17 protein-coding genes are annotated in these 16621 nt (G+C 38.3%); 6 read left to right on the top strand and 11 right to left on the bottom strand.

Annotation, left to right across the window (positions count from 1 at the left end; genetic code table 11):
• Positions 1-125: 125 nt before the first annotated feature.
• Positions 126-716, top strand: coding sequence for an oligoribonuclease (gene orn / locus FHK89_RS02855; RefSeq protein WP_230656562.1), 591 nt, complete (start codon positions 126-128; stop codon positions 714-716).
• A gap of 2 nt (positions 717-718) precedes the next feature.
• Here the strand turns inward: orn and FHK89_RS02860 are convergent, their stop codons facing one another.
• The 4 genes from FHK89_RS02860 to FHK89_RS02875 all read right to left on the bottom strand — a co-directional run bounded on the left by FHK89_RS02860 (position 719) and on the right by FHK89_RS02875 (position 3025).
• Positions 719-1144: a DUF3368 domain-containing protein gene (locus FHK89_RS02860; RefSeq protein WP_230656564.1), complete on the bottom strand. Its 426-nt coding sequence runs from the start codon at positions 1142-1144 to the stop codon at positions 719-721.
• An 83-nt stretch (positions 1145-1227) separates the two neighbouring features.
• Positions 1228-1497 (bottom strand): UPF0175 family protein, encoded by a 270-nt coding sequence (locus tag FHK89_RS02865; RefSeq protein ID WP_230656566.1) that lies wholly within the window; start codon positions 1495-1497, stop codon positions 1228-1230.
• A gap of 55 nt (positions 1498-1552) precedes the next feature.
• Positions 1553-2491, bottom strand: a complete 939-nt coding sequence (locus FHK89_RS02870; protein WP_230656568.1) for a UDP-2,3-diacylglucosamine diphosphatase — start codon at positions 2489-2491, stop codon at positions 1553-1555.
• A 27-nt stretch (positions 2492-2518) separates the two neighbouring features.
• Entirely contained in the window at positions 2519-3025 is a 507-nt protein-coding gene (locus FHK89_RS02875) for a peptidylprolyl isomerase (protein ID WP_230656570.1), read from the bottom strand.
• A gap of 206 nt (positions 3026-3231) precedes the next feature.
• Here FHK89_RS02875 and FHK89_RS02880 point away from each other — a divergent pair, with 206 nt between their 5' ends.
• The 5 genes from FHK89_RS02880 (at position 3232) to FHK89_RS02900 (ending at position 7674) form a co-directional block, all read left to right on the top strand.
• Positions 3232-3606: a hypothetical protein gene (locus tag FHK89_RS02880; RefSeq protein WP_230656572.1), complete on the top strand. Its 375-nt coding sequence runs from the start codon at positions 3232-3234 to the stop codon at positions 3604-3606.
• Positions 3607-3737: 131 nt separating this feature from the next.
• On the top strand, positions 3738-3950 hold the full coding sequence (locus FHK89_RS02885) for a hypothetical protein (RefSeq protein ID WP_230656574.1): 213 nt from the start codon (positions 3738-3740) through the stop codon (positions 3948-3950).
• Positions 3951-3969: 19 nt separating this feature from the next.
• Entirely contained in the window at positions 3970-5712 is a 1743-nt protein-coding gene (locus FHK89_RS02890) for a glutamine--tRNA ligase/YqeY domain fusion protein (protein WP_230656576.1), read from the top strand.
• Between the two features lie 192 nt (positions 5713-5904).
• Positions 5905-6309 (top strand): hypothetical protein, encoded by a 405-nt coding sequence (locus tag FHK89_RS02895; RefSeq protein WP_230656578.1) that lies wholly within the window; start codon positions 5905-5907, stop codon positions 6307-6309.
• A gap of 81 nt (positions 6310-6390) precedes the next feature.
• Positions 6391-7674 (top strand): TerD family protein, encoded by a 1284-nt coding sequence (locus tag FHK89_RS02900; RefSeq protein WP_230656580.1) that lies wholly within the window; start codon positions 6391-6393, stop codon positions 7672-7674.
• 46 nt (positions 7675-7720) lie between these two features.
• Here FHK89_RS02900 and FHK89_RS02905 read toward each other — a convergent pair whose 3' ends face one another.
• From FHK89_RS02905 to FHK89_RS02935, 7 genes are all read right to left on the bottom strand, one after another.
• The gene (locus FHK89_RS02905; RefSeq protein WP_230656582.1) at positions 7721-8167 is read right to left on the bottom strand and encodes a PH domain-containing protein; all 447 of its coding nucleotides are present in this window, start codon (positions 8165-8167) and stop codon (positions 7721-7723) included.
• 184 nt (positions 8168-8351) lie between these two features.
• A complete protein-coding gene (locus FHK89_RS02910; protein WP_230656584.1) occupies positions 8352-9620 on the bottom strand; it encodes a PDDEXK-like family protein in 1269 nt (422 codons plus the stop codon).
• A 307-nt stretch (positions 9621-9927) separates the two neighbouring features.
• Positions 9928-10398, bottom strand: coding sequence for a DIP1984 family protein (locus FHK89_RS02915; RefSeq protein ID WP_230656586.1), 471 nt, complete (start codon positions 10396-10398; stop codon positions 9928-9930).
• A gap of 505 nt (positions 10399-10903) precedes the next feature.
• Positions 10904-12010 carry a helix-turn-helix transcriptional regulator gene (locus FHK89_RS02920; RefSeq protein ID WP_230656588.1) on the bottom strand — a complete coding sequence of 369 codons (1107 nt, stop codon included), beginning with the start codon at positions 12008-12010 and terminating at the stop codon, positions 10904-10906.
• Positions 12011-12057: 47 nt separating this feature from the next.
• A complete protein-coding gene (locus tag FHK89_RS02925) occupies positions 12058-12999 on the bottom strand; it encodes a PP2C family protein-serine/threonine phosphatase (protein WP_230656590.1) in 942 nt (313 codons plus the stop codon).
• Positions 13000-13173: 174 nt separating this feature from the next.
• On the bottom strand, positions 13174-16104 hold the full coding sequence (locus FHK89_RS02930) for a DUF3427 domain-containing protein (RefSeq protein WP_230656592.1): 2931 nt from the start codon (positions 16102-16104) through the stop codon (positions 13174-13176).
• On the bottom strand, positions 16101-16499 hold the full coding sequence (locus tag FHK89_RS02935; protein ID WP_230656594.1) for a (deoxy)nucleoside triphosphate pyrophosphohydrolase: 399 nt from the start codon (positions 16497-16499) through the stop codon (positions 16101-16103). Before FHK89_RS02935 ends, FHK89_RS02930 begins: the two co-directional genes overlap by 4 nt.
• Between the last annotated feature and the right edge of the window lie 122 nt (positions 16500-16621).

The raw sequence follows: 16621 nt of genomic DNA on the forward strand, positions 1-16621 counted from the left end.
TAATGAAAATTGATGTAGAAAAACACAAGTGTAGCGTGAAAATTTGTTAACATATAGTCCTAAAGCGTTATTCGGCATTAATTAAGTCAGTAATAGTAGATAAATCAATAAAATTAGGATTATTTATGGCAAGTCATGACCACCCAAATAAAATTAAAATCAAAAATCAAGGCAAAAAAGGGCTGGTATGGATTGATTTGGAGATGACAGGGCTTGATACGCAAACTGATGATATTATTGAGATTGCCACCGTTGTCACCGATGAGGATTTAAATATCCTTGCTGAAGGCCCAGTCTTTGCCATTAAAGTCTCTGACCAAAAGCTTAATGGTATGGACGACTGGAACACCAAACAGCATGGTCAGTCAGGTTTGATTGACCGTGTGCGCCGTAGTAACGTTACTTTGGCACAAGCCGAAGCCGAAACCATTGCGTTTTTAAGTAAATGGGTAGATGAAGGTAAGTCACCGATGTGTGGTAATTCAATTTGCCAAGACCGTCGTTTTTTAGCGCGGCAAATGCCAGAGCTTGAGAAGTTTTTCCACTATCGCAATTTAGATGTATCTTCTATCAAAGAGCTGTGTTTCCGTTGGCGTCCCGATATCTTATCAAGCTTTGAGAAAAAAGGCAGTCATCTGGCATTAGATGATATTCGTGATTCGGTACGTGAGTTAAAGCACTATCGGGAGCATTTTTTTAAGTTGATGGATAAATAAGTTTAGCTTTCATTTGCAAGGTTAAGGGTGTGGGCTATTAATGCTTCTCCAATAAAAATTGGTGATCTGCTAAGTTCATCTATAAATGGACGTATTTGTTGAATATGTCCAAATTTCTTACCAAGAAGTAGTATGCCTAACGAACCTAAAACTCTAATATTTTGTTCATTTGCATAATGTCTGCCAAGCTTTTCGTCTATCAGTATATAGTCAGCATTGAGATGATGATAAAGAGAAAAGGCACTTAATTCACCTAAATCTAAAGTCCTTTCTAATTTATGAATATCTGAATTTTGAGGTATTTGTTGTAAATAAACTTTATTTGTTAAATAAGTTTCTAAGACTGTGGCAAAAGGTTTTCCTGTGACAGTGACTTCATTAAAAACTTCTGGGGTGACATATACTTCACAAAATAATTTATCTAACAAATATAAAATAAATATAAACAGTTACAAGTTGCTAAGGCAACTAATGGTGAAGCATCGCAAATAATAATCATCAAAAAACTCAGTTATTGTGGTTGAGCAAGATGTGCTAATGCCATTTCAACTTCTTGTGTTAGCTCATCAATAGACTCATAAGTCTGCCGACTGACGCCACGTTGTTGGCATTCGGTCAAAAATTCAACTTCTTCTAAATCAGCCCACCGACAAGCCCGTTTTAGGGTGACATTGCCTTGTCGATATTGGTCAATGATAAAATTTAAGGTCATCAATCCTGCAAGGTCAGCTTGGGCAAATTGTGTTGCCATATCATTAGGAATAGAGATGGTGATATCCATATAAATTATCCTTACATATTTGTATGGTAATAAGGCAAGTATGCAATAGTTTGTATTAAATCACAAACTTTACTAATTCAAATTCGCTATGTGGTGTTGGATTGTCATCAGTACCCGTTTTAGTGTTTGTTTTGATGTCTGTTTCAATGACCACGCCAATCACTGCCTCCACAAATTGGCGTGAACTGCCCAAATTGTGTACCCGCCAATCCCCTAACACATAACGCTGCTTGTTTTTTTGAGCATGCTTATTATTATCATCAATAGTATGAATGGCAGGGCGGTGGGTATGCCCATGAATAAGATGGTTAACGCCATTAACATCGTTGCCAATAATATTGTTAATATTACTGACCGCTTGGCAAACGGCTTGCTCATTAACGTCCATGATATAAGTTGCTTTTTTGGCATTGTCTGCTTGACTTTTTAAGCGTAGCTTTTCAGCAAGCTCAAGGCGTTTTTTTAAAGGTTTGCGTAGTAAATACCACTGTACTATTGGGTGGCGCATAAACTTACGAAAGCGTTGATAGCGTTTGTCATCGGTGCAAAGGGCGTCCCCATGCTCTAGTCGATAGCCATGCTCACCAACTTGTAAATGATATGGTTCCTGTATTAACTGCCCGCCAAAGATATTGCAAAATGTTTGTCCTAACAAAAAATCCCGATTGCCATGCATCACAAAAATTTGGCAGCCTGCAATACGCAACTGCTTTAGTTTGCTTACAATCGGTGTGAGCCAATGAGATTGTTTTTGCTTATCATTTAAGCTTAAATACACATCATCACCAATCCAAGCATCAAACCAATCTCCCAAAATATATAAGGCAGTTAAGTTTGGTAGCACTAATAAGTCATCAAGCAATGCCAAAAAAGCCTGCACCAAAACACGTTGGGCAGGCTGATTATTAGATAAATGTAAATCACTGATTAGCACCTGTTTTATGTCATGCGGACGGGTGGTAAGCAGATGATTATAATTAGCAAAGTTATTCATTTAACATAAATATTAATTGCTAATAGATTATTCACTAACAATTTTAGCATGATTGATAATAACAGGCTCTTTTGGTACATCGGCATGCATACTATAACGTCCAGTTGGTACGCCTTTAATTTTATTGACCACGTCCATACCATCAGTGACTTTACCAAATACAGCATATCCATAGGGGTCAACACCACCTTTATTTAATGATGTATTATTATTGACATTGATAAAAAACTGACTGGTGGCAGAGTTTGGGTCTTGGGTACGAGCCATGGCAATCGTACCAACTTCATTTTTTAGTCCATTATCGGCTTCATTTTTGATGGGCGCATTGGTCGGTTTTTGATTCATATTGATGTCCATACCACCGCCTTGAATCATAAAGCCATTAATAACACGGTGAAAAATCGTGCCGTCATAATGGCCTGAACGTACATAATCTAAAAAGTTTTCTACAGTTTTTGGGGCTTTTTCTTCATTAAGTTCAATAACAATCGCACCATAATTAGTATCTAATTCAACAACTGGCATATCTACCATGAGTCTATTCCTTATTGGTTTAAAATGGATTTTGTGTTTAAGCCGTCTTAGTCTAACGATTTTTTTCGGCTCTGTCATGTATCAGGCTGTTACAGAGTGGGGCAAACCTGATAGAATAACAATGACCAACTTATGATGGTTTTATAAATTAGGATAAAATGAACGTCAAACAAATATTAAACAACCAAATATAACGAGGAATGACCATGAGTGAAGCAAAAAAAGTAGTATTTATCGGCTGGCACCCAGATGCGATTGATTTTAGCAAAATCCCTAATCTAACAGCTGAAAAATTAATCGCCCAATTAGAAAAAGACCGTCAACAACTCAATGAATTGGGCTATGATGCTGAAATTTTGTTTATCGACTCACCACAAACTGCTTATGATACAGTGGCTGATGCAATGAAACAAACCCCTTATGATTGTGTGTTAATTGGGGCTGGCGTACGTCTGCCAGAGCCTCACTTTTTAGTGTTTGAAAAAGTGGTCAACGCGGTACATGAATATGCGCCACAAGCTAAAATTTGCTTTAATACCAGTCCGATGGATACTGCGGAATCAGTACAGCGTTGGGTGTAAATTAGTAGCTTGGTGTTTTTGCAAAATACTTGCAACATAGGAGGGCATAACAATGCAAACTATGCAACGAAATATGCTTGCCAGAGAGTGTTAAGCAGTAGATAGAAACTGCCAAAGCTGACAACTCTCTTATGTTTACCAAGCAAGGGCAGGTGGCAAGCTGTGCCACGATTGAGCCAGCTCAACAGACTATTGCACAGCAAAGCAACCATAACGATGCAAATAATCCACAGAAAAAACGCACATTATATGATTTATTTGCAGGCTATGTGGATGATGATATAGACATTGATTTTCAAGCAGGGCGTAAAGATAATTTGTTTCAAACATTTAAGTTTGATTAATATTAGGAGCTTTTATTTAATGAGCGACACAAAAAATAGCAACAGTAATAGTAGTAACAACGAAAAAAATGACTTTATTCGTCATATTATCCGTGAGGATTTGGCAGAACAAAAGTATTCACAAATCGTTACCCGTTTTCCGCCTGAACCAAATGGCTATCTGCATTTGGGGCATGTAAAGTCAATTTGTCTAAACTTTGGTGTTGCTGAAGAGTTTGCTGGTATTTGCCATCTACGTTTTGATGACACCAACCCTACCGCTGAAAAACAAGACTATATTGATAATATTGAAAAAGATGTGCAGTGGCTTGGTTTTGAATGGGCAGGCGAGCCTCGCCATGCCTCTGCTTATTTTGACCAGTTGCATGAGTGGGCAGTTAAGCTTATTAAGCAGGGCGATGCGTATGTGGATTTGCAAACGCCCGAGCAAATCCGTGACAATCGTGGCTCATTTGGCGAAGTGGGTAAGCCCTCACCGCAACGAGATGCCAGTGTTGAAGAGAACTTGCAACGCTTTGATGACATGAAAAATGGCAAATATGCTGAGGGCGAAGCAGTATTGCGTGCCAAAATTGATATGGCAAGCCCAAATATGAACATGCGTGACCCTGTGATTTATCGGGTGATGCACCAGTCGCACCACCAAACGGGCGATAAATGGTGTATTTATCCGATGTATGATTATGCGCACCCATTATCGGACGCTATTGAAGGTATCACGCATTCATTATGTACGCTAGAGTTTGAAGACCATCGCCCATTTTATGATTGGATAATAGAAAAAGTCGGTATTGACGTGCCACCACGCCAATATGAATTTAGTCGTCTGAATGTTGATCATACCTTGACCAGTAAACGTAAGCTCAAACAGCTCGTTGATGAGGGTATTGTTAGCGGTTGGGACGACCCACGTATGCTGACCATTGCTGGTATGCGTCGTCGGGGCTATACGCCAGAAGGCTTGCGAGATTTTTGTGAGCGGGTTGGTGTGGCAAAAGCTGATGGTGTGGTGGATTTTCGCTTACTTGAATTTAGTATCCGTCAATCATTAGAAACCACGACTGCTCGTGGTATGGCGGTATTAAAGCCGTTAAAAGTAACTATTACTAACTTTAGTGAGGCGGTGCAGGATTGGGAAACTCAAAAAGCGGATAGCGTCAATGCGCGTTGGGACGAGGACAATCAGGCATTGTGGCTAACGCAACCTTGCCACCCTAATGTCGATATGGGGGAACGAGAAATCCCGTTTACTCAAACTATTTATATTGACCAAAGCGATTATGAGCTTGAGCCACCCAAAGGTTACAAACGCTTATCCCCTGAAAAACCAGAAATCCGCTTGCGTAATACCTATGTGTTGGCGGTGACTGAGCATGTGACCGATGCGGCGGGCAATGTGGTTGAGCTAAAAGCAACCATCGACCCGACCACACTGGGTAAAAATCCTGAAGACCGTAAGGTAAAAGGGGTAATCCATTGGGTATCAGCAAGTTTGGGTGTGCCTGCGACAGTGCGTTTATATGAGCATTTATTTGCCATTGATGACCCAAGCAGTGCTAGTGATGTGCATCAGGCGTTAAATAAAAATTCATTAACGGTGCTTGATGCAGTGGTTGAACCATCACTTGCCAATGCAGATGCAGGTACTCGTTTCCAGTTTGAGCGTGAGGGCTACTTTATTGCTGATAGTGAAGAGCATAGCTCAGATAAACCTGTGTTTAATCAGATAGTTAGCTTGAGAGATAGTTTTAAGCCTGCTTAGATATTAGGCAGTATTTAGAGGTTATAGACAAAAGTTATAGAGATATCCTGTTATCAACTTTGATGGCAGGATATTTTTTTATTAATAGTCTTAGCTAGAACAAAAGCTTCTAGGTTGTATGCTATTTTATAGTGGTAAGTCAGTTTTTTATAACATCTGCTTTAATAAACTTATTGATTAAGGAATAAGACAATGCCACAATTACTTGAATTCATTGATAAAATCGCGCGTGATAAAGGGCGTGATGTGCTATATGTCACCTTTGATGTATCGAAACAAACCACACAAAACCCAGAAAGATGGGCGGTACGAAAAGAGCTGATGGCGTGGCTTGATACCAATGATATTGGCTATCAACGCTGTGGCAATGTGGCTCAACTTGCGATGATGGAATCTTATGAGGGGCAGTTATATATAGATGTGCCGTTTGATGAATCTGACCCACAATATATCAAAGTCAGAGACCACCTGGAATATAGCGATGCCGTACCAAAAATTGAGGGCGTATATTTTTGGGTGCTACCATTAGAAGATGCGATGCGTAATAAACACCATGATGAGCCGGGGTTTTGGGAGGATTGGGGGGATAATTTTTAGCCCAGATGTCTTTAATCCTATGTTTAGCTTTGTGTTAAATTCTCGTATAATTTGATAACAACCAAATAGGAGACAACAATCATGCAGATGGTCACAGGACAAAAAATTAAGTTTGCTGAGCTTGGTATTAACGATATTAACCAAACGTTTACCTTGGTTGTTGAGCTAATCATGAGCCATGCTGTGATTGATGTCGCCTGTTTTGGCTTGGATACAGGGCAACAGTTGGTCAGTGATGATTATATGGTGTTTTATAATCAGCCCCAAACGCCTTGTTCTGCGGTTAGCTTACAAGAGATAAACTCACAGCATCGTTTTGATATTAATCTTAATAAACTGTCTGCTAATATTGATTATCTGGTATTAACTGCTACCATTGATGGGCAACAAACCATGCGTCAGCTTGAACATGGTAAAGTATGGCTTGAGCAAGCGGGACAAACCATTGCTGAGTATGGGTTTGATGGTAATACGTTTGATAATGAACGGGCAGTGATGTTATTGCAAGTTTATCGAAAAAGTGATGTTTGGCGGATTAATGCGATTGGTCAAGGGTTTAATGGGGGATTATCTGCTTTGGTGACCCATTTTGGGGGAGAAGTTGCTGATGATACCCCAGCCACACCGCAATTATCCTCACACAGTCAACATCAATCCCAGACTATTCAGCCTAGTCTCTCTACTTCTACTACTCCCCCATCTCTTTCATCATCGCTTAATTTAACCAAAGTGACTTTGGATAAACCTGGAAGTGAACATCGAATCAATCTGACAAAAGGCAGTGTTGATAAGCTCATTGTTGAAGCGATATGGGTAGATAATGGCGACAGTAGTGCTGATAATGATGACCTAGATTTAAGGGTAGGGATACTGCCTCAGCAAGCAAAAGAGATGATTTATATTCATGCACCACAGCAGGTTGGTAGTTTTTCTACCATGCCTTATGTCTATCATCATGGTGATGTGCAAGTAGCGAGTATTGATGAGCCTGGTAAAGAAACGGTCACCGTCAACCCTGCGATTGCCCAACATTATGGTGGTAAAGTTGCCTTAGTCTTTTCCGTTTATTCGGCAATCGGTAATGGGGTGGTGTCCATCGCCTCATTACAGCCTAAAATGCGTATGCAATATCGTGACCAAGTGGTCGAATGTGTGTTTAATATCAAAGCCTCTCCAAAGGCAAAAAGTCGTTTTGTTTATACTTATGTCATTGGTATTGCCATCATTGATGAGCATGGCATCACCTTACAGCATTCTGGTGAAACCAGTAAACGTATGAGTGAGGCAACACCACGCCTTATTTGGCATGGTGATAAAGTAGAGATGAAAATAGATGGCAAATCAATGTTTAAAACACCTGTATAGAGAATGTATACTATACAGATGTTTAAACTTTAATTGAGTCGTTAAACTAGCCATTAAACATATCAATCTCTTGTACTCTGCGACTGCCTTTACCTCTACGGTCTTCAACTGCTTGGCGGATTTGTTGCCTTAGCTGTTCACCTTGACAAATGGCTTGCAGAATAATCAAGCTATCGGTTGCATCAGAGGTAAATAAAGTCAAATTACCGCGTCCGACCAAGCGCAATAAAAATGGACGCTCATAGCGCATGTCTTTGACTCGGTATAACTCAAGCTCATCAAACTGCTGGCTAAACACCCCTGTTTTAATTTGTAGGCGTTGATTGGTCAGCGTATATTTGGTGCTTTTTAATTGAATGATTTTCCACAGTAAAATAAACAGAGGAAAAACCAACCAAAAAAATAGCACACAAAAGATATAGGTCTTTAAATTTAGAAAGTGTGAAGGTTTACCTTGCCAGATAATAGTTTCAGTAGAGTTAGCGATAGACATAAAAGCTCCTTGTTAACCTTAGTGTATAAAAAGTGCGTAAAATAAAAGAAAGATAGGTTTAAATTGGCTATTAATGAGAGGGCATAAAAAAGCCCAACAGAGATGTTGGGCTTTCCCGCAATATTATTAGGCTGTCAGGTAGACACGAACGTTCCTAAGTTTTGTAACTGTTTGTAATCTAGAGTTATTTGATACAGTTATTTTCTTTAAGTAGCTGATAAATTGCATCAACTTCATCTATGATTTTTTCTGCCATTGTACCATCCTTTATCATTTGCCAAGGTTCACTTGAGTTCCACCAGTCATGGGGTTGAAACTCATACCAACCTGCCCAATGATTACATGATTCTGGATTTTTACTAATAAATTTTTCCCGAAATAATTTTTCAGTTTTTATAAACTCTTCATTGTCTTGATTATAGCTTTCTTCTTTTGAGTATATACCTAGATGAGGGCGGTGGAAATCAGTTCCTTCAAAGTCTAAATGGATTTCTATTTTATTATTGGGGATTAGGAATATAATTTTTTCATTTTTATTCCAGATTTTTAATTTGGTTGAGGTTAATTTATAAGGGCGTTCTTTGCTATTCTTAATGGCTTCTGATAGATCATTCTTCAGCTTTTGTATGAAGTAAATTTTCATTTGTTTAAGATTATGAAAGATTTTAAAGCTGGAATCTATAGAATATTTACTATCAATCATTAACTCTAATACTGCATTTTCTTCTGTCATATCTTGTACTCCTAAAAATTTTTGTTGGATAAATTTTATAAATTGACTAAGAAACTCATTGACACTATGATTTTGGCATTCAACTTGGCAAGCCTTTAACCAGTCAATTAATTGACTAAATTTTAAAGCAGTAAATTTTTTATTTTCTATCCATGTATTGAGAGTTTCTTCATCTACACTATAGATACTGGGATTACCAGAACTATACTCTTCATTGTATTCTTTAAGATAAACCATGTGCCAATTACCACGACTGCGTATTTCAATTTCCGACGCATAGTCTTTAAGCTGGTTTTTTTGGTCACCAGCATAAGGTTTATTTTCAATACAAATTCCATAATGTTGCTCATTTACAGTACAAGATAGGTAAATATCCATACGGCGATAGGTTTGACTTGCTCTTGTACCCTCTTCTATTGTGACACTGACCTTAGATAAGTTGTCTAAAAAAGGTTGCCAATTGATTTGGCTAACTGCTTGATTTGAAATATCAGGTAGGCAATGCTCAATAAATAGCTTTAAAAAAGTCTCTTTTTGGTCATGGCTACCTTGTGGGTTAAGTAAATCCGCTAAGATATAGCTAAGTCCTGTTTCATTGGTGCTGATATAGTCAAATACACTAAAGTTTGGAGCAAGTTGGCGACCATATAATTTTTGAGCAGATTGTAGCGTTTTAATTTCTATATTGACATTCTCTAGCAGGTTTTTAACATTATTCATAGGTTTTCCTTGTTTGTTGTATTTTTGGGTGGAGATTAAAAAAGAAACCGACTGTCAGTGTCTGGTGGTTAAGTTATGAGTGGTAAGGTGTCATTTGTAAAGTGTGATGGGCTGATTGATAAAAGGGGTGGTCGCCCTGCAACACGTAAATAGTAAAGCAGTATCTTTTCTGCCCCCTGCTTTTGGTGGGGACTTGACACTCACCCAGTCGATTCCAAACTGGTTATACTAGGCATTTGCAATAAATATACTGCAAATACGGTTTACATTATTATTATCGTGTGACAAATATATCTTATATTAGCCCTTAATCTAGCAGGTCAATGTGCCAGTTGTTTTCTTGGATTGTGATATTAAGGTGACGCATTTTCATAGAAATATCATCGGCTTGTTTTTGTAGGTCAGCTACAGGAACGGTCACTTTTATATTTTCCAAGTCATGGTATCTTTCTCCAAAATATGAATCGTGGGTTTTAGTGGTAGATTCAATGGTACTGGTCAGCAATTTATGGCGATTTCTTAACGTGTCACGCTCAGTAAGAAGCTTAAGCATGGTTCTTCCATCGCTGGTTTTTGCTAGGGTATTGGTGCGGTGAATCCGTTCCATTAGGTTATCTAGTTCATCAATGATCCTATTGGCTTTGACAATCATTTCATTGGGGTCAATGTTGGGGTTGCTTTCTTTATGAACCACCGAATTTTTTTGGATTATATTTTTGGTGTCGCTTAATTTTTTTTGCAAATCACCACGAATGATTAAAGCTTTAGCAAGTTTCATTATATTGCTCCTATTTGCTTATGGTAAATGGTTTATTAATAGTTTGATAAAATCTCAATGTCAGTTGACTAAAAATAATCTGCTAAACAATTAATTAACTAAATAGTCGTTATCATAATGATAATATTGTATATATTAATAACTATATCATTGCACCCTATAAGCTGTTAAATAATCCATTGTTTAATCTTTGCTAGCTACTCATCGTAACTTATGAATTATTATAACCAATATCCTAGAAAATGAGTTTCTAGCTATAAAAATAAATCCATTTTTTTTACTTTTTTAACCCCACTCTCAACTTTATTTTATAAAATCATATATGACCCCTCCCAAACCCTCCCCTTGAAGTAAGGGGAGGACTTAAAAACCAGTTCCTCTCCCTGAGGAGGAATATAGCGAAACACTGTTTCGCCCCGACGCAAGACAAGAGCTATACTCGCGTAGTAAGGGGGAGGTTAGGAGGGGGTCTTATAAGTTGAGAGTGGCGTACTTTTTTATTTTGCTATTTTTTATCGTCCGTTTGTTGATACAACTCCATTGCCTCTTGTAGTCTTGCATAAACCGTATCGCGTACATGCGTTGGCTCTAACACTACTGCCAGTTGTGACATTCCCACTAGCCAATCTTGCAGGCGAGTGGTATTGGCAACGGTGGCAGTGACTTTTTTGTAGGTATCGTCGATATCGGTGATGGTTTGGTCAGTGGATAAAGGGCGTTCATAGAGGTGCTGGCAAGCATAATGCTGTACCTTTAATACCAATTTTATTTGAATGTCTTCAGTGGGCTCTAATTTGCCCAGTTGTTTAAGATTTTTTAATGATAGCCCATCACGAGTGACCCAGTTTGGAATAGGTGTGTCAATAAGGCGGGCAGATTGAATGCGACAGACAGCAAAGTTTCGGTGTTGTTTTAATAAAACATCATCATCAATATGGTCATCAGCAGGGTTAAAGGCAGATAGGTACATCATGTTGTCAATAAACACTAGACCATGCGGATAAACAGTGCGGGTTTTGCCTTGTTGTTGCCATTTGTTGCAATAGCAGATTTCAAGGATTTGTTGATTGAGTAGTGCTTGATGTATGGTAGCAACAACATCATTATCAAGTGTAGGAGCATGAATCACACTGGGTAGGGTGATGAGGTGTTGTTGCCATTGTCCAAGAGTACTGATATTAAATTGCTGTTTTTGTTTTTTTTCAATTTGAGCAAGTTTTTTTTCAATGGTTTGCTGTAATGAGTTGGGTAAATAATGGGTGGTATAGTTGGCTAACATTTGCCAAAAAAACAGAGTTTCATTATTGATAATATCTAGGCTAAAGTTAGGGTTCATATAAAAGCGAGGTGTTTGCCCTTTAATTTTTGTTCCCCAAGCAGGAATACGTAATAGGGCATTATTTCTACCCATTAACTCGCTAAAGATAGTGTGCAGACTTACTAGGTCATTTTCTAAGGTTTTGCGTTCGGAGTCATATTTTTCATGATTGTTACCATAAGATTGCATTAATTCTGTGAGAGTTTTGGCTTTTTCTGGTTGACGCGGTAGTTGTTGATATAACAAAAATAAGCGTTCAGATTTTTTGTAATGAGCCAGTGGATAGGCGGACATATGAGTTTCCTTTTATTGATAAAATAATAACAGTTAATAGTTAACAGCTAATCAAATCGCACCACAATCGCAGTACCATTGTCATAGGCTCTGCCTTTGGAATGATAGACTTGATTTTTCAGGTCTTTAAGCCATGTATCAAGCTTGGTATCTGCATCAATGCTTTGCCAGTCTTGGCAGGGTACAAGGTCATGAATACCATCACTACAAATTAGCAAACAGTCGCCTGCTTGTACAGTTAGCGTTTGCTGTGTACCTTCGTTGCCAATATCTTCTAGATCATTGTCATTACCAAGCATAAAGCATTCAGTTAAGCCATACAAACTGCCTGCCATACCATCTTTGTTGTAGTCATCAGGGTTAACGGCTATGCCTTGCTCGTCAGCCTTTTGCTTGACCAGTTCATTGAGTAAGTTATGGTCACGAGTTAGCCACCGCCAGCCATTTGTGTTTTGGGTGTCTGTTAGCCGTTGCAAATACACCCGACTGTCACCCATATGCGTAATGGTGATGTTATAACTTTTATTGTTGTCATTATCGTTATTGTTATTATTGTTATGAAAGCTATTAGGGCAAGCTTGTACCATAGCTAAAGTAGCACAAGCACCCAACCATTTTGGGTTAAGTTTTTTGCCATTTTTGCAGATATTTTTGGGGTTATTTATCCATTGATAAATATCATCAATGCTGACGCTGTGCTTTTGTTGCCAAAGAGTGGCAATGGCTTTTACTACCGCTTTGGCACAGTGCTGTGAATAGTTAGAGCTGGCAACGCCATCGGATACCGCAAGGCAAAATTGCCCGTCAATGTCTTGTATTGGCATGATGCCTAGCGTTTCTTGATACCAATCATCTAAAAAGAAAAAGGCATCTTGTTGTAGTCCATTGCTGGCATTACCTTGAAAGGTGATAGCACAGGCTTGTACTGTTTTGATGCAGTCATGGTGATTGATGGGGGATAGGGAAGAGACTATAGGTGAGGTATTCATGAGTATTGCCTTATGGTGAGAGAACAAAGGGCGCATGGAGTAAAAATAGTATGTATTTAGATATTATATAGCACAACCTAGAAAAAAAACATCTAGGTTATGATTTGTTATATGTTATTTGTAAAATAAAGACAGATGAGGTGTAGAAAAATGGGGGAACGTATTTTTAAGAAGCTAATTATCAAGTAGGTAATGATAAATATCACTTCGAACCTCTGTGTGCATATCAAATTCGACTTTTACGACAGATTTACCAGAAATGGTGGTTTGCTCAAAGCTGTCTGGTCGTGGCGACATATCGCCCATATAGTAAAAATCACCGCCTTCACCATTGTGTTTTTTTATAAATAAAAGAATACGGCAATGCTGATTATTGTCTTGAAATAACTTGATTTCTGGGCTGTTTAGGGTGCGATTCGATTTGGACATCCAGCTTAATCTAGAGCTGCTGATAAATCTGTCTTCATATTTTATGCTATCTGCAATGTCATCAGCTTTATGATAGTTGATAAAAATGGGGCAGTTGCTTTTATCTGTGCTAACCATATAGCCACCAACATTTTGTGCCACTGGATTGGTGGCTGCGTTTAAAATTCTAAACACATCTTTACGTGAATATTTTTGATATAGCTGAAAACCATCAATAAAATCAGATCGTTTAAACTGCTCAGTGTATTGATAAATAGCGTAATCCGTGCTATCTGTTAAAAATTTTACCAATGTCTGATTGGCCAAGTAGGGAAGAAAATCTGGGTGCCAGATAAATTCATCACCATCAAGTTGCACAATATTAAAGCCATAGATTTCTTGTATGCTCTTTAATTGTTTGTTATGTTGTTCGGTGACAAATCCTAAGTTAAGATTATTAAGCACTGATGGTATGACGTTGGGATTCATCTGATAACCATATTGCTCTTTGATATTTTGCGCTAATGTATCCACTGTGATAGGTCGGTGTGCAAGTAGTTCACGCAATACCAAGCTTTCTTCAATACGCTTACTGTTATTAATTTCTTTGGCAAATGTCGTCAGTAGTTTGCTTTCATTGTTATTTAAAGTTGGTAGCGTCTCTGGCTCTTGTTGTTTTGCAAAATGGTAAAGAGAACCTGAATAGTCAACATAAGAGAAGGGATCACGCGAGCCATGTTTGACAAAATCCATCATCATCGGACTATGACCTAACTTAAGTTTGAGTAGGTCATAGTCTTTTGAAAGCTCTCTTTTTGTTTGTAAGTTGGTTGTATCAATGGCTTGATAGATACGCTCTTTTGCAATTTTATCAAAGCTGACGGTTGATGTACCGGGAAGATAAGCGCTTTCGGTTGATAATAAGCGACGCAGGGTATCTTTGTTATATGATTTATCACCATATAAAGCAATGGGTACCATAAAGTTATTTTTGTAGTTTCCAATAAAGTCGATGACAGTGAGATATTCTTTATTCGCTGCTTTTCTTAAACCACGGCCTAGTTGTTGAACAAAAATGATGGCCGATTGGGTGGGTCGTAACATCACAATTTGATTCACACAAGGAATATCAATGCCTTCATTAAAGATGCCAACAGAAAAAATATAATGCAGCCGCGTTTTGGGGTCATTAGATTCTAAACGCTCTATGGCGTGTTCGCGCTGGGCCTCTGAATGCTCTCCAGTAAGTGCCATCGATGGCAGGTTATGAGTACTAAAAATATCTGCCAGCGCCTTACATTCTTCAATGCTAGAGCAAAATACCAGCCCGCGTATTTCACCATTATCACAGCCATAACGCTGAATATAGTTTAAGATATGCTGAACACGCTCTTTGCTGACCAGCATATTGAGCTTAGAGGTATCATCTATCGTCTCTCCATTAACCGTCAGGTCGGTAACGCCGTAATAGTGGAAGGGTGCCAAAATACCCATCTCTAGCGCGGTGTGTAGGCGAATTTCATAAGCAATATTATGATCAAAAATTTCAAAAACATCATTATTATCAGTTCGCTCTGGCGTTGCCGTCATGCCCAAAAGAAATTGAGGCTTAAAATAATCCAATATTTTTTTATAAGTGGCTGCGCTGGCGCGATGGGTCTCATCAATGACGATATAATCAAAGGTGTCAGGTTGAAAGCGGGTTAAATGCGCCTCTCTAGAGAGGGTTTGTACGGTTGAGAATATATAATCACTGTCAATATCAGTATCTTGGCCACTATATAAACCAAAGGTTTTGTTATTTTTAAAAATGGTTTGATAGGTTTGTAATGCTTTTTTGGCAATATTGGCGCGGTGGACAATAAACAGTAAGCGGTTGGGGTTCATACTCAAGGCGTCAAACACTGACAGATACGTTTTTCCAGTGCCTGTCGCAGAAATCAATAATGCTTTGTTTTTATCTTGCCTACGTAGCGTTGCTAAGTTGCTTAAAGCTTCCTGCTGCATGATATTGGGTTCGATGGCATTATCTTGCTCTTGCCGCAATTCTTTTTTTATTTGTTGTGCAATCAATTGTGCTTTTTGATATTGCAACTCATAGTGTTCGATAAAATCAGGGGTAACCAGTTGTGCCGATTGAAATTCATGGGTAAATTCATCGATGGCTTGCTGAATAATAGCACCCGATTGGGTAGAGCTCACCTTTAAATTCCACTCTTTATTAGATGTTAAGGCATTAGCAGTTAGATTGCTGCTGCCAATGATTAAATGGTGAATATTAGCGGTACGAAATAAATAGCCTTTTGCATGAAAATTTGATGCTGTGGCAATACGAACGGTTAGATTTTTAAATGCTAATAATTCACGCAATGCTTCTGGTTGGGTGAAGTTAAGGTATTGTGAAACAAGTATGTGACCTGAAACTTTTTTTGTTTCAAGCTCTAGTAATTGCTGTTTAAGGCACGCAATACCACTGGTTGTGACAAATGCCACAGAAAACCAGAATTCATCACAAGTTTGTAAATGTGTACTGATTGAATTTAATACCTTTTTGCCTTGACCATCATTGGTAAGTAGCTCTGGCTTGAGGGTTTGTTTTGAAGCTTGTGTATGGTCTATAAAGCCAGAAATTAAAGCGTTTTGTAGTTCTTGAATGTGGCTGTTTGTGACATCATTATTCATAATATTAGTGCTCATGACATTATTGTTTTAAGCTGTTGCACAATTGGCAAGTCAGCGGCTGCCCAGTCAAGGGTATCAAGCTGTGTTATATCCAGCCAAAGTGCTTGTAGATGCTCATTTAATGTGAGAGTTTGGCTTTGGGTATGGCATATAAAAGCATGCATAATAATCTTAAAATCTGGATACTGATGCTTAACTGTTTGCAAAAAATCTGCGACAGTGATTGATATGTTTAGCTCTTCTTGGATTTCGCGAATTAAGGCTTGTTCAAGCGTTTCATCTTTTTCTAGTTTGCCACCAGGAAACTCAAATTTCCCTGAAAGATAGGCTAATTGATTGTTACCACGTTGCGCACATAAAATTTTCCCATCATGGATGATGATGGCAGCAACAACTTCGACGGTTTTCATTTATTTTCCTAATTAAAGATGAATGGTTTGTGTTTTGTTGTCTTTAGAACTTATAGGTAAAAAGTTATTATTGTGGGTTTTGAATACAGGTTCTAAGCATATATTAATAACAAAGATAAGTT

Origin of the sequence: Psychrobacter sp. I-STPA10, from assembly GCF_021012795.1 — a bacterium.
In the GTDB taxonomy this organism is placed as follows: domain Bacteria; phylum Pseudomonadota; class Gammaproteobacteria; order Pseudomonadales; family Moraxellaceae; genus Psychrobacter.

Excerpts from the sequence above, each read along its gene's own strand:
- orn (WP_230656562.1), top strand. The coding sequence starts at position 126 with ATGGCAAGTCATGACCACCCAAATAAAATTAAAATCAAAAATCAAGGC.
- FHK89_RS02865 (WP_230656566.1), bottom strand. The coding sequence starts at position 1,497 with ATGGATATCACCATCTCTATTCCTAATGATATGGCAACACAATTTGCC.
- FHK89_RS02870 (WP_230656568.1), bottom strand. The coding sequence starts at position 2,491 with ATGAATAACTTTGCTAATTATAATCATCTGCTTACCACCCGTCCGCAT.
- FHK89_RS02875 (WP_230656570.1), bottom strand. The coding sequence starts at position 3,025 with ATGGTAGATATGCCAGTTGTTGAATTAGATACTAATTATGGTGCGATT.
- FHK89_RS02880 (WP_230656572.1), top strand. The coding sequence starts at position 3,232 with ATGAGTGAAGCAAAAAAAGTAGTATTTATCGGCTGGCACCCAGATGCG.
- FHK89_RS02885 (WP_230656574.1), top strand. The coding sequence starts at position 3,738 with ATGTTTACCAAGCAAGGGCAGGTGGCAAGCTGTGCCACGATTGAGCCA.
- FHK89_RS02890 (WP_230656576.1), top strand. The coding sequence starts at position 3,970 with ATGAGCGACACAAAAAATAGCAACAGTAATAGTAGTAACAACGAAAAA.
- FHK89_RS02895 (WP_230656578.1), top strand. The coding sequence starts at position 5,905 with ATGCCACAATTACTTGAATTCATTGATAAAATCGCGCGTGATAAAGGG.
- FHK89_RS02900 (WP_230656580.1), top strand. The coding sequence starts at position 6,391 with ATGCAGATGGTCACAGGACAAAAAATTAAGTTTGCTGAGCTTGGTATT.
- FHK89_RS02905 (WP_230656582.1), bottom strand. The coding sequence starts at position 8,167 with ATGTCTATCGCTAACTCTACTGAAACTATTATCTGGCAAGGTAAACCT.
- FHK89_RS02910 (WP_230656584.1), bottom strand. The coding sequence starts at position 9,620 with ATGAATAATGTTAAAAACCTGCTAGAGAATGTCAATATAGAAATTAAA.
- FHK89_RS02915 (WP_230656586.1), bottom strand. The coding sequence starts at position 10,398 with ATGAAACTTGCTAAAGCTTTAATCATTCGTGGTGATTTGCAAAAAAAA.
- FHK89_RS02920 (WP_230656588.1), bottom strand. The coding sequence starts at position 12,010 with ATGTCCGCCTATCCACTGGCTCATTACAAAAAATCTGAACGCTTATTT.
- FHK89_RS02925 (WP_230656590.1), bottom strand. The coding sequence starts at position 12,999 with ATGAATACCTCACCTATAGTCTCTTCCCTATCCCCCATCAATCACCAT.
- FHK89_RS02930 (WP_230656592.1), bottom strand. The coding sequence starts at position 16,104 with ATGAGCACTAATATTATGAATAATGATGTCACAAACAGCCACATTCAA.
- FHK89_RS02935 (WP_230656594.1), bottom strand. The coding sequence starts at position 16,499 with ATGAAAACCGTCGAAGTTGTTGCTGCCATCATCATCCATGATGGGAAA.